General features: G+C 64.1%; 12 protein-coding genes. 8 read left to right on the top strand and 4 right to left on the bottom strand.

Going from position 1 to position 12,204, the window contains the following annotated elements:
• Positions 1–11: 11 nt before the first annotated feature.
• Entirely contained in the window at positions 12–767 is a 756-nt protein-coding gene (locus tag AC1DES_RS17535) for an SDR family NAD(P)-dependent oxidoreductase (protein WP_476896983.1), read from the top strand.
• 84 nt (positions 768–851) lie between these two features.
• Here the strand turns inward: AC1DES_RS17535 and AC1DES_RS17530 are convergent, their stop codons facing one another.
• Positions 852–2,111, bottom strand: a complete 1,260-nt coding sequence (locus AC1DES_RS17530) for a phophatidylserine decarboxylase associated domain-containing protein (protein WP_476896982.1) — start codon at positions 2,109–2,111, stop codon at positions 852–854.
• Positions 2,112–2,319: 208 nt separating this feature from the next.
• Between AC1DES_RS17530 and AC1DES_RS17525 the strand changes: the two genes are divergently transcribed.
• On the top strand, positions 2,320–3,096 hold the full coding sequence (locus AC1DES_RS17525; protein ID WP_476896981.1) for a type 1 glutamine amidotransferase domain-containing protein: 777 nt from the start codon (positions 2,320–2,322) through the stop codon (positions 3,094–3,096).
• A gap of 232 nt (positions 3,097–3,328) precedes the next feature.
• On the opposite strand, the gene AC1DES_RS17520 is transcribed toward AC1DES_RS17525, so the two are convergent.
• Entirely contained in the window at positions 3,329–3,856 is a 528-nt protein-coding gene (locus AC1DES_RS17520) for a DUF427 domain-containing protein (protein WP_476896980.1), read from the bottom strand.
• A 137-nt stretch (positions 3,857–3,993) separates the two neighbouring features.
• Between AC1DES_RS17520 and AC1DES_RS17515 the strand changes: the two genes are divergently transcribed.
• The 6 genes from AC1DES_RS17515 (at position 3,994) to AC1DES_RS17490 (ending at position 8,924) form a co-directional block, all read left to right on the top strand.
• Complete coding sequence (locus AC1DES_RS17515; RefSeq protein WP_476896979.1) at positions 3,994–4,458, top strand: phage tail protein; 465 nt, start codon at positions 3,994–3,996, stop codon at positions 4,456–4,458.
• Positions 4,459–4,793: 335 nt separating this feature from the next.
• Positions 4,794–5,774, top strand: a complete 981-nt coding sequence (locus AC1DES_RS17510; RefSeq protein ID WP_476896978.1) for a glutamate ABC transporter substrate-binding protein — start codon at positions 4,794–4,796, stop codon at positions 5,772–5,774.
• A gap of 10 nt (positions 5,775–5,784) precedes the next feature.
• Positions 5,785–6,432 (top strand): amino acid ABC transporter permease, encoded by a 648-nt coding sequence (locus AC1DES_RS17505; protein ID WP_476896977.1) that lies wholly within the window; start codon positions 5,785–5,787, stop codon positions 6,430–6,432.
• A gap of 13 nt (positions 6,433–6,445) precedes the next feature.
• Positions 6,446–7,288 (top strand): amino acid ABC transporter permease, encoded by an 843-nt coding sequence (locus tag AC1DES_RS17500; RefSeq protein WP_476896976.1) that lies wholly within the window; start codon positions 6,446–6,448, stop codon positions 7,286–7,288.
• A gap of 164 nt (positions 7,289–7,452) precedes the next feature.
• Positions 7,453–7,845 (top strand): GntR family transcriptional regulator, encoded by a 393-nt coding sequence (locus AC1DES_RS17495; protein ID WP_476896975.1) that lies wholly within the window; start codon positions 7,453–7,455, stop codon positions 7,843–7,845.
• Positions 7,842–8,924, top strand: a complete 1,083-nt coding sequence (locus tag AC1DES_RS17490) for a DUF1648 domain-containing protein (protein WP_476896974.1) — start codon at positions 7,842–7,844, stop codon at positions 8,922–8,924. The genes AC1DES_RS17495 and AC1DES_RS17490 overlap by 4 nt, the downstream gene beginning before the upstream one ends.
• Positions 8,925–9,081: 157 nt before the next feature.
• Here AC1DES_RS17490 and AC1DES_RS17485 read toward each other — a convergent pair whose 3' ends face one another.
• Complete coding sequence (locus AC1DES_RS17485) at positions 9,082–10,338, bottom strand: phospholipase D-like domain-containing protein (RefSeq protein WP_476896973.1); 1,257 nt, start codon at positions 10,336–10,338, stop codon at positions 9,082–9,084.
• Positions 10,339–10,490: 152 nt separating this feature from the next.
• Positions 10,491–12,203: an ABC1 kinase family protein gene (locus AC1DES_RS17480; protein ID WP_476896972.1), complete on the bottom strand. Its 1,713-nt coding sequence runs from the start codon at positions 12,201–12,203 to the stop codon at positions 10,491–10,493.
• Position 12,204 lies beyond the last annotated feature (1 nt).

Raw genomic sequence — 12,204 nt, 5'->3', positions numbered from 1 at the left:
AAAGGAGACCCATGGGTCTGCGTCTTGAAGGAAAAACTGCCCTGGTCACGGGAGCTGGCTCCGGGATCGGCCTTGCCGTCGCCCGGCGGTTCGTCGCCGAAGGGGCCGCGGTTTATTTCGCCGACATCAATGAAGAGGCAGCCGCAAAGGCTGCCTCGGGCGCGGGAAGCTCCACAGCTCACGCGTTGCCCGTGGATATTTCGGATGAGGCGAGCGTTGCCGCAGCCTTCGCCACGGTGACGAGTGCCGGAAAACTCGACGTGGTGGTGGCAAATGCCGGAGTGCAGCTTTTCGGCCAGGACGCCAAAGTTGGGGACCTGGACCTGGCGGTCTGGGAGAAGACCGTCGAGATCAACCAGCGAGGCGCATTCCTGACTCTCAAGCATGCTGTCCGGGCGATGGAAGCATCCGGTGGTTCGATCATTTGCACGGGGAGCCCCACCGCCGTGGTGGCCTGCGGCCAGACGTTCACGGCATACACCAGCTCCAAAGCCGGGGTCCACGGACTGGCCCGGGTGGTGGCCGCCGACTACGCGCACGCCGGAATCCGCGTCAACATCGTCGTCCCGGGCTACACCGAAACCCCGCTGGTCCAGACCATCGCTGACGATCCCGTCAGCCGCGCCGGCCTGGTGGACTCCACCATGCTGGGGCGACCCGGGAAGGCCGCCGACGTGGAGGGCATCATGGTGTTCCTCGCCAGCGACGACTCCGCATACGCCACGGGAGGGGTCTTCACCGTGGACGGCGGCCTGACGGCGCTGTGACCACGAGGCGCCGCCAACCCGCCCCGGGGCAGCGACGTCGTCCATCCAGTGGGAACGGCAGATCAGGAAGCCGCACCGTCGTCCTCAGGACTTAGCGGTCGCAAGCTTCGACCGGACCCGCACGAGGGGTGCTTTCGGATCCTGCGGTTGGGGGATGGCGGCAAGAGCGAACTGGTCGATGACACCGGGCCGGAAGACGAGGCACTCCGTCGAGCCACCGAACTGGAAGTACCCCAGCTCGTCGCCCTTATTCACATGGTGGCCCGGGACGATCTCCGGATCGATGACGCAGGACGAGACCTCAATCATGCCCACGGGGATCACCGCCATGAGACCGATCACGGGGTCGTCGGCCTGGATCAGGATGATCGCCCGGGCGGCGACATGGGCCAAATATGACTGCGAGAGGGTCGGCTCGACGGCGTCGGCCCCCTCGGATTCCGCCTCCGAGAAGTACGTGCCGTCCTTGAGGTACGCCCGCACGATCGTTCCAGCGACGGGAGCGTGCCACCGGTGATAGTTCAACGCGCTCAAGAACGCCTGGTACACCGTCCCGCCGACAAAGTGATCCACCGACTCGTCCCGGGCGAGCAGGTCCTCGAGTGAGTAGGGCTGGTTCTTGACCCAGAACCGGCTCTGGCGTTGAACGTCGGAGCTGATCTTGTAGGGGGTCGACTCGCAGGCGCTGACGATGACCTTGTCGTCGTCGGGTGCAGCGACGGGCCTGGAGGTCGATGTGAGCCGGCGGGCGAAGAAATCGTTCCACGACGTGAAGCCCCAGTGCTCGGCGAGGGCATCGTGCTGGTAGTCGTCCATCCCGACGACCTCCCGCGCCTTCTCCGACATCCACCCGGACGGCGAGTCGTTTAACACATACAGCGAGTCCTCGCTGGTCAGGAACACGCACCAGGCGTCCAGAATCTTGCGGAACATGGCGACGATCCGCGGATCGCGGTGGGCCGCGAACCCGGCCTCGGTTCCCATGGTCCAATCGAGGATCGCCGTCAACGGCGTGGTGACCATGCCGCCTTCGCTGAACTCCGGGGCCGTCGTCAGGACCTCGTTGATCAGCCGGAGCATCTGGTCAACGCTCGTGAGGTGCCGTTTGCGGTAGGGCTTCGACTTCGGAACCTGCTCGATCATCTCCGTCATGTAAAGACGGACAACCGGATCGCTGGCAATGAGTTCCTGGAACTCCACGATCACGGGGTGCAGAGGAACATCTTCACCCCGCGCCTCCACCCGTTCCCGGTGGCCGGCAATCCAGTCCTCGAGGTCGTCCTGTTGCTCGGGCAGCCAGCCGCCCGGTCGCCGGACACGGTCGGATGAAGAGTTAATGGTCATAATGCCGAGCCTACCCGCCTCCTGACCGGTACCGGCGACATTTGCTCGTCCGCACGGGGCCGGAGGCGGCCTTTCTGCTCCTGCATCCGTCGTCGGTGCGACGTCGTACGGGCGATTCGAAGCGCAGGCGACTACCACCGTCAAAGAAGGGCGGGAGGGCCCGAATTGGGCTGGGCGTAGGGTGGAAGGTAGACGAAAGGAGCACTTCATGAAGAAAATCCTCATGGTACTGACCAGCGTTTCCGAGATCGGCGATACCGGAGAGAAGACCGGCTACAACGTGGCCGAGGCTGCACATCCCTGGAAGGTCTTCAAGGATTCCGGGCATTTCGTCGACTTTGCGTCCATCCAGGGCGGCCAGCCCCCGCGCGATGAGGTGGACTCAAAAGATCCCATCCAGGTTGCCTTCACGGAGGACGAGGCCACTCGCGCCGGTCTCTACAACACGGCCCGCGTCGACGTCGTTGATCCCGACCAGTACGACGCCGTCTTCCTCGTGGGCGGCCACGGCACCATGTGGGACTTCCCGGACAGCGAAGGGTTGCAGAATCTCGTGGCCAGCGTCTACAACGCCGGCGGCTTGGTGGGCGCGGTCTGCCACGGACCGGCCGGCCTGCTGAACGTGGAATTGAAGAACGGCCTTCGCCTCGTCGAGGGCCGGAAGGTGGCCGCCTTCACCAACGAGGAGGAGGTCGCCGCAGGGAAGGACAAGGTCATCCCGTTCTTCTTGGCAGACCGGCTTGAGGAACAGGGCGCCACCCACGTCTTCGCTGGTGTCTTTGAGGAGAAGGTCGTGGTTGACGACCGGCTGGTGACCGGCCAGAACCCGGCCTCAGCCGCCGGCGTGGCCAAGGAGATGGAGAAGCTCTTCGCAGAGGTTATCCATCAGGAAAAAGCCGAGGAACAGCACGAGACGGAGGCTCTGCGCGCCGAAAAGGACGCCGAGAAGAACGCCAGGAAGGCTGCCGCAGAAGCGGAGCACTAACACCAATAGTGCACTGAAGCTGGCGGCCGCCCCGACGACGGGGTGGCCGCCAGCTGGCGTACGCGCGCCGGCAACGACACCGGCCGCCGCACCGCCATCCCGGTTCCGACGCTTACCGACATCGCCGGCTGGGGCCAGTTTCAGCTGTCTTTCCCGGGCCGGGAATACGTGACACAACCAATCTGCGGAGCCACGAGGCGCCAAGCCAGGGGCAAGACTTGCAGCGATGTGTTCACCACCCGGCCGTGCCCGGGCCACCCTTGAACGGACCAACGATCGGTGTGGCGATCCAACCGCCGTAGAAGTCACCATCCTGGAAGGTCACCTGCTCGCCGTTGACCTCGCAGGAGTCCATGCGAGCCGGGTAGAGGGCCACTCGGGTCCTGAGCGCCTCGAAACCCCGGGTGGGTTCCGGGTAGGTCCACCCGGCGCGGGGAACGACGACTCCGCCGGCAACGACGTCGAAGTAGTGCGCCTCTCCCTTGAACTCGCAGAAGCTGGTGCCCTCGACCGGGACGAGGACACCGGCAGGGAATGAGTCCAATGGCAAGTAGTAGACAGGCGGATGACTGGTCTCCAGGACGCGCACTGCATCGGTGGTGTCGGCAATCACCTGCCCGCCAACTCGCACGATGACCCGTTCGGCTCGCGGCTCGACCCGTGGCGGCCGCGGGTAGTCCCACACCGATTCTTGACCGGCTTTGGGTTTGATGGGCTGGGGACGCCGGACGAAGCCGGAAAAACCGTGCGCAGGAGTCATGTCCCCATGCTTCCATCTTCCGCTGGGATGCCACCGTGAACGCCGGGGGAGGTCCCGGCTGGCGCATATGGCCTGGACGAACGGGATAGGCCGTAGCCACGTTATCGTTGGTCCATCACATCTGCTCAGGAGGACGCGTGCAGTACGTTGTTGACTTCGAGAACGTTTCTACGATCGGCCTGGAGTCGTCTCCAGTGGCCGGGTCGCTGGCTGGGCTACGCGCCAACGAGGGGCGCTACTACCGCAACAAATACGACCACGTCTTCACCGTTAGCCCTGCCAGCGAGGTTCCCGAGGTGGTCGGCCGGGTGAGCCGCATCCTGAGGGACGAGCGCGACATCGTCATCGGCTCCCGCCCGGTCGAAGCAACCGCCTTCGAAGTTGACGGTTTACGGATGGATTACGTGTTCTACGAGTCGGGGCTGTCGATCAACGTCATGTACAGCATCGAGGACGGCGGGAAGCGCGCGGTCGGATTCAAACTCGCCGAAGGCATGGAGATTCCAGAAGAACTGGCATCACGTTTCAAGTTCGCCCGCCAGAAATCAAAGCTGGCAGGCGTTATCCGAGGCTCCTACTTCGTGATCAAGGGCGAGTACTGACCAGCTGACGTTCCGCACCCGGTGCCGTCCCGGGTGTGGTTTTCGCCGTCAGGCTGACGGAATGCATAATCCGCACACTTGCCGCCCCGACTGTATGGTCGTGATCAATCCGGGCATGGCACCGCTGCTGGACCGATCATCCTGAGCCCCGGCCTCAAGGGCCAGCTTGCCTTTCCGCCCTCGAAGCGGGCACAGCTAAGCGATTATCAGTCCGCTTATTGTTACGATCCGGGACTGTTTTTTGTGGCGTTCGCCAACTCGATAGGGAATCGGTCGTAGGTTGGAACCCACGACGGCGATCGGGTGGGTGTCGCCGGCCACGAGAGGACCAGCTCATGTCAGATCCTGAACGCGTTTCTTCACTGCTCTTGAGCCGGCGGGGAGCGCTCGCCCTGGGGCTGGGAACCTTGGGGGCAGGGGCCCTCGCCGGATGTGGCGGCACACCGTCCTTGCCGGCACCCGCCGGCTCCGGTACGTCCAGCGGGGCGGCCGGCGGCTCGGTCATCGACGTGGCCGCCTTCGACGCCGTCGTGGCCAAGGGTGCGGTGGCCGCGGACTCCGTGGTGCAGGCGAGCGCCTGGGCGAAGGCCATCAAGGCCAAAGGCCAGCTGGTGCGTGGCGGCACCGACACGTCGACGCTCTTTTCGCTGCGGGATCCGGCCACCGGCAAGGTGGCCGGCTTCGACGCCGGCCTGTCACAGCTGCTGGCTAAATACATCATCGGCGAGCCCAAGGAGAACCTCTCGCAGGTAACCGTGGACACGCGTGAGACGCTGCTGCAGAACAACTCGGTGGACATCATCTTTGCCACCTACTCCATCACAGCCAAGCGCGCCGAGAAAGTGGATTTCGGCGGCCCCTACTACGAGTCAAAGTCGGCCATCCTGGTCAAGGCGGACAACACCACCATCAAGTCCGTGGCCGATCTCGCAGGCAAAACGGTCGCAACCCAAAGCGCGTCCACAGGCGTGACCCTCCTTAAGGAGGTTGCCCCGCAGGCCGACGTCCAGACCTTTGACGACAACCCCAAGTGCCTCGCCGCGGTCCAGCAAGGCCGGGTGGAGGCTTACGTGATCGACCAGTCCATCCTGTTGTCCAATGCTGCCAAGAACAAGGACGTGAAAATCGTCGGCGAGACGTTCGGCAACAGCGACAAGTACGGCATAGGGCTGCACAAGGGCACGGACGCACTGGCGTTCGTCAACGCGTGGCTGAAGATCGTGGAGTCCGACGGCTCCTGGGATGCGCTGTGGAAAGCCACGGTTGGCCAGGTCCTCAAGACCGACCCGCCGAAGCCGCCTGCCATCGGCGCTTAGGGCCGCGCCTGTGGACCAGTTGTTCACCACCTACCTTGATGATCTGCTGGCCGGACTCTGGATGACAGTGCGCCTGACCGCCGTCGCTTTCCTCGGCTCGCTCGTGGTCGGTACCGCAATCGCCGCGTGCCGGGTCAGTCCCATTCTGCCCCTGCGCGCGCTGGGGCGGCTGTACGTGGAGCTCTTCGTCAACATTCCGCTGATCAGTCTCTTGGTGGTGGTGACCTTCGGCCTCCCGGACATCGGTATCACCTTCGACCTTTTCAGCTGCGCGGCCATCTCCATGATCCTGCTGGGGGGCGCGTTCACCTGTGAGGCCATCCGGACGGGCGTCAACGCGGTGTCGGTGGGCCAAGTTGAGGCCGCCCGCTCCATTGGCCTGGATTTCTTCGGAGTGCTCCGGTACGTGCTGTTTCCCCAAGCCTTCCGCAGCGTGGTCCAGCCCATGGTCAACGTATTCATCGGCATCCTGCTCAGCTCGTCCCTGGCTGGCGTCATAGGCGTGAAGGACCTCACCCTCCAGGTTTCGGAGATCAATAACGAAGCGGCGCTCGGGCTGACCACCTACTTGTTGGCCGCCGTCGCCTATGTGATCATTTCCCTGCTGGCCGGCGGCCTGGGAGCCCGGCTGGAACACCGGCTACGGGTTCAGCGATGAGGGGCCTCCAGCCATGAGCACCCAGGATAGTCTCTTCGACGCGGCCGGACCGAGGGCGCGGCGCCGGATCCGCATCCTTACAGTGCTCAGCCTCGTCGGTATCGCCGGGCTCGCGGCGGCAGTGCTGCTGCGCTTTGGCCAGGCGGGGCAGCTTGCCGCCGACCGCTGGGCTGAATTCACGCAAGGGCCCTACCTGCTCTTCCTGCTTGCCGGGCTGGGCAACACCGTGACCGCGGCGGCTGTGTCCGCGGTTTTTGCGCTGCCCCTTGGACTGGTCCTTGCGCTCGGCAGGCTGTCGGCGCGCACGCCACTTCGGCGCCTTTCCACGGGGTGGATCGAATTCTTCCGCTCGGTTCCGCTGCTCCTGGTGGTCTACATCTTTGTCAGTGGCCTTCCCCAATACGGGATCAACCCGGATATTTTTTGGAAGCTGGTTATCCCGATCACGCTGTGCAGTTCGGCGGTCATGGCCGAGATCTTCCGGGCAGGGATCAGGGCCCTTCCCGCCGGCCAGAGCGAGGCCGGGCTGAGCCTGGGCCTGGCGCAAGGGGAGCTCATGCGCAGCATCGTCCTTCCCCAGGCGGTCAGGATTGTAGTGCCGTCCATGGTGGCGCAGTTGGTGGTGTTGCTCAAAGACACCACCCTGGGCTACGCCGTCAGCTACCCGGAACTGATGAAAACCTCCAACAATCTCACGGCCTACACGAACCACCTGATCCAGACGTACCTGATCATCGCGGCGGTCTACGTCGTCACCAACGTCCTGATTTCCCACTTGGCCCGGTACCTTGAGCGTCGAATGTCCGGGCGGGCCGCCCGGTTGGGGCAGGAGTCCCTGGAAGTCGGCATCGGCTAAGGGAAAACGGCCGCGCACTGGCATTGTGCGGGGAGAGGTAGCTCCGTCTGCACATCAGCGATCTTCCCCCCACGGATCCTTATGCGGGGCCCCTCTATCGGGTCCGTTGCCCTCGATCATGCTTTGTTCTATAACAGATATAGCAAAGAGGGAGGCGGGCAGCGATGATCCTCAACGTGGACCTGGGCAGTGAGGTTCCGATCTATCAGCAGCTTCGGGACCAGATCGTGGAGGCGATCGCGGAGGGCGTTTTGACTGAGGGCAGTTCGTTGCCTGCCACCAGGACACTCGCTGCCGATTTCGGGATCAACTTCCACACCGTGAACAAGGCCTATGACCTCCTGCGTCAGGAGGGACTAATGCGGCTTAACCGCAACACTGGCGCGGTAGTGGCCACGACAGTCGCGGCTCCTTCGTTCTCCGCGGAGTGGACCGCGAGGGCACGAACTCTTCTGGCCGAGGCCGTTGCCAAAGGCTTACCGTCCGACGAGGTTCTTCGGACATGCCGGTCGGTGCTCGATTCATTTGGTGCCACGCAGCGAGAGGACACGCCATGAGCATTGCCATCATCTTGAGTTCTGTGTTGTTAGCGCTGGTGCTCGTACTTGCGCTGGTGCTGCCTTCGATCAACAGTCCAACCGTGCCTTTCGGCGTCCGGGTACCGGCCCAGCGTGCCGGGGACCCGGTGGTGGTCCGGCAGGTCCGCAATTATCGGTTGCGGGTACTCATCAGCGGGCTCATCGCCGCCGGGGTCGGTGTTGGCATCTACACTCTGTCTGGCGAACCGATGCTGCTGCCGTTGTCGGTGCTGGTGCTAGTTGGCGCCTGGTACGGCTGCTTCTTCGTGGCCAATCAGGAGATCCGGGCCGCGAAGGCCGCCGGAGGCTGGTACACAGGCCTGCACCAAGGCATCGCGGTGGACACCGAACTGCGGACCGCCCCTCCGCGGTTCCCCTGGCTCTGGCTGGCGCCGGCGCTGGTCATCACGGCCGCCACGGTGGTGATCGGTGTCGTGAGCTACCCGGCGATGCCCGAAATGCTCGCGGTGCACTATGGCTCGACAGGGGTGCCGAACCGGGTCGTTGCCAAGTCGGTCGGCACGGCTTTCACACTGGTGTTCGTGCAGATCGGCATGACTGCGCTCCTCGGGGGTATGGCGGCGGCCGTCGTCCGCAGCAGACCCGACCTTGACCCTGCCCGCCCGGTCGGCTCCGCGCGCTGGTCCCGGCAGTACATGTCACTGGGCGCCAAGGCGCTTCTCGGGCTGGTCGCGATGATCGACTTGGGAATGCTCGGATCATCGCTGTTGATGTGGACCGGAACAGTCACGTCGTGGGCGCCGCTGGTGATCGCGCTGCCGATCCTGGCCGCCGTCGTAGTAACCGTTGTGGTCCTGGCCAGGAACAACCGGGAGCGGGACGAGAGCGACGAAGGCACCGGCCTGACGCACCGGGACGACGATAAGTACTGGCACGGTGGCCTCGTCTACATCAACAGGGAAGACCATGCCCTGCTGGTCCCGCGCCGCTTCGGCCTGGGATGGACCCTGAACCTCGGCAATCCCGGGGCAGCAATGCTTCTGGCCGGCATGATCGCGCTGATCAGCCTGGTCATCACCCTCCGGCTGGGCGGCTGACCCCCCCCGCCAGCAGCCGAACTCGGCGGGCGATAGGGCCACTGCTACCAAACGGCGCGTCGTGGAAGTCGAGGGCAGCCAACGCATCGTCCCCCACGGTGCGGCGGGCAGCCCGGCGCCGAAATATTACTCCGTCGACAATGACCGCAGATCCGACTCAGAGTAAGGGCCGGAGCGGGACCAGAACCGCTTCGCTGAACCGCGCGAGCGGGGGCCTGTCCTGCCATTCTTCCAGGGTCAGTATCCGGCAGTTCGCGCTGTCGACGTCGAATATCTTCTGCATGTCCGAGGCGAAATTCTCGTCATGGATTGCGAGATTGATTTCGTAGTTGCCGGTCAGGCTCAGCCTGTCGATGTTGGCGCTGCCGACGGTTGACCAGCTGCCGTCGATCGTTGCCGTCTTGGCATGGATCATTGCGTTGCGGTAGAGCAGGACGGTGACTCCCGCTTCAAGCAGAGACCGGTAGAACCCGCGCGAAAGCCAGTCCGAGAGGATGTGGTTCGAATCTTCAGGGAGGATCAGCCGCACATCGACACCCCGCCTGCTGGCACCGAGCAACGCTCTGAGGATCTGCTGATCCGGTATGAAGTAGGCCATAGTGACGTAAATGTGGCCCCGGGCCCGGTCAATCGCATCAAGGTAGACCCCGCGGATCGGGAAGACAAGATTCGCCGGGATGTTGTTCACGGCCCGGATCCGCGGCTCCCATACATCCGGAGTTGTGTGCGGTATCTCGGGCAAGGACCCTGAAGCGTGGTCGTTCCAAACGTTTACGAACGCCTGGCGAAGATCCCACACCGACGGACCGGCGAGCCGGAGATGTGTGTCCCGCCACTCCGTCGCATACAGGGAGCCGATATTATAGCCGCCCACGAAACCGATGTGATCATCGACGATAAGGAGTTTGCGGTGGTCAAGTCCGGTGCTGCGTAGGGTCTTGAGGAGCAATGAGGGACGGATCACCGGGAAGCGGTACACGTGGATGTCCGGGTGGAACCGGAAAAAGGAGCGTGGCACGACAAGATTGGCGAACCCGTCATAGATGACGAAGACCTCGACGCCGCGGCGGGCGGCTTCAGTCAGGGCGTTTTTGAACTCCCGTCCGGTGTCGTCGTCCTTCCAGATGAACGTTTCAATAAAGATCCGGTCTTTGGCTTCGCCGATCGCACGGATCATGTCGCGGTAAAGGTCGGCCCCGTAGGTGTACGTCGTGACCTGAGAGTCGGAGACGGCGTTCTCAAAAGTGCCGGGGCGCGGGAACCCCTTGCGCTTGCTGCGGCGGCGCTTCTTCGCCATGTCCAAAAGGACGAGCCCTGCGATTACCGTGGCCTGAACCGAGGCGAAAGCCAGTATCGATCGGCCCAGGGTCTTCCGAGCAACGGCCGCAACGGGCTCCGGGAGCAATTCGTTCATTTACTCAGCGTAGTGGCCCTCCTGGGTGCTTCGGCGACGCAGACCCGAGGGTCTCAGAGCCGCGGATCGCTTGGGTCGGCACCAGAGCGCCGGCCTGCGGCGCAACCCCCAGCCTGCGACGGAACCCATGGGGGACCGAGGCTAAACGTACGTTAGAGGCCGCGGCGCCCTACCCATAGGCCATGCAGCAACGGAACCACCGATGCGATCATCAGAACGTTGCCGAGCACCGTGTCGTCCGCCCGGACCACGGAACCTGCGATGAGCAGGGCGCCGAATACCAGTGCCGAGGTCGATCGCTGTGCGGTGCGGTCAAGCCGTGCCACCTGGCGTTCGAGGCGCGGGTTGGCCACCGATACTGAACCGTCCTCTATTCGGGTGACAAGCCCGTCGAGTCGTTTGGGCAGCCGCAGGGCGGTCCCGGCGGCGTCGAGCGCTTGTTGTGCCACGTCCTGCACGATGTTGCCGCGCTCGTCGCGCAGCAGCTGCGCCGCATAGGGTTCGACCGAGTCCCAGAGATTGAACCGGGCGTCCAGTGAGCTGCACACACCCGACGTCAGTGACATCGCGCGGATGATGAGCAGGAAGTTCTCCGGCATCTGGAACGGCAACGAACGCACCACGTCACCGAACTCCACCGCAAAATCACGGAACTCCCGCGGGTCCACCTCCCGAAGCTCGGCGAAGCCCATCCCGCCGAACCGGGCGAAGAGGTGCGTCATAGCCCGCTCGAGCTCGGCCGTGTCGGCCGACGGCACCAGCACACCCACGTCGCTGATCGCGGTCATCAAGCCTTTACCGTCACGCGAGGCGGCCGCGATGAGCAGCTTCCGCAGGCCACTGCGTGTGCTGGGCGGAACCTCACCCATCATGCCGAAGTCGATGAACGTCAGCTTCCAAGGGCGCTCTGTGGAGGACTGGGTATTCGGAGTGACAAAGATATTGCCCGGATGCGGATCTGCGTGGAAAAAACCGTTCATGAACATTTGGTCGAACATGACCGACGCGAAAACCGGGGCAACCTGAGTCGGATCGATGCCGGCCGCGAGAAGTGCCTCCGAGTCCGTGATCTTGATCGCCGTGACATCTTCGAGGGTGAGCACGCGGCGGCTGCTCCGCTCCCACACGACGTCGGGCACACTCACCCTGTCGTCGTCGGCGAAATCAGCGGCAAAGCGCTCTAAATTCACCGCCTCATGCAGGTAGTCGATCTCCTCGAGACTGGTCTGCGCAAACTCCTCGACCAGGGCTCGCACGTCGGCACGAGCGGACACCAGGCGCACGTGGCTGAGCCAGCCGCCCACTTTGCGCAGTGCCGCCAGGTCGACGTCGACAATGGCGTCGATGCCCGGTCGCTGTACCTTCAGCGCCACACTGCCGAGCCCGGTGTCGGCGGCATCGGTGCGGAGAAGTTGGGCCCGGTGCGCCTGCCCGAGGGAAGCTGCTGCGATCGGCGTCTCCTCGACCGAGGCGAACAGCCGGTCCAGTGGCGCACCCAGCTCCGCCTCGGCAAGGCTGCGGATCGCGGAGAACGACACCGGGGGCACCTCGTCCTGCAGGCCCTCAAGTTCTTTGGTGATCTCAGGCGGGAGCACATCGAGCCTGGACGACAGGAACTGGCCAACCTTGATCATCAGACCGCCCAGGTCCACGGCGAGCACATGGAAGCGCTGCGCAAAGCGCCGCATCCTCTTGGTCCGGGTGCGTTCGGCAAGCCTGACCAGTCCGATGCGAGGGAGGAACAGCTCAAACCACCACGTCACCGCGAGATGCCACGCGGCGAAGCGCAGGATGCGTCGGTAACGGGCACGGGTGTTCCCGGCGCCGGGTACCGGATCTGCCCGGTCCCGGCGAACCGACGTCACC

This window comes from Arthrobacter sp. 05T442, assembly GCF_056395945.1.
The sequence above is the reverse complement of the archived record's forward strand: the minus strand, read 5'-3'. Positions and strand labels throughout refer to the sequence as shown.

Bases quoted from the DNA above. Each gene is read 5' to 3' on its own strand.
- AC1DES_RS17485 (WP_476896973.1), bottom strand. From the start codon at position 10,338: ATGAACGAATTGCTCCCGGAGCCCGTTGCGGCCGTTGCTCGGAAGACC.
- AC1DES_RS17495 (WP_476896975.1), top strand. From the start codon at position 7,453: ATGATCCTCAACGTGGACCTGGGCAGTGAGGTTCCGATCTATCAGCAG.
- AC1DES_RS17510 (WP_476896978.1), top strand. From the start codon at position 4,794: ATGTCAGATCCTGAACGCGTTTCTTCACTGCTCTTGAGCCGGCGGGGA.
- AC1DES_RS17530 (WP_476896982.1), bottom strand. From the start codon at position 2,111: ATGACCATTAACTCTTCATCCGACCGTGTCCGGCGACCGGGCGGCTGG.
- AC1DES_RS17490 (WP_476896974.1), top strand. From the start codon at position 7,842: ATGAGCATTGCCATCATCTTGAGTTCTGTGTTGTTAGCGCTGGTGCTC.
- AC1DES_RS17535 (WP_476896983.1), top strand. From the start codon at position 12: ATGGGTCTGCGTCTTGAAGGAAAAACTGCCCTGGTCACGGGAGCTGGC.
- AC1DES_RS17520 (WP_476896980.1), bottom strand. From the start codon at position 3,856: ATGACTCCTGCGCACGGTTTTTCCGGCTTCGTCCGGCGTCCCCAGCCC.
- AC1DES_RS17500 (WP_476896976.1), top strand. From the start codon at position 6,446: ATGAGCACCCAGGATAGTCTCTTCGACGCGGCCGGACCGAGGGCGCGG.
- AC1DES_RS17525 (WP_476896981.1), top strand. From the start codon at position 2,320: ATGAAGAAAATCCTCATGGTACTGACCAGCGTTTCCGAGATCGGCGAT.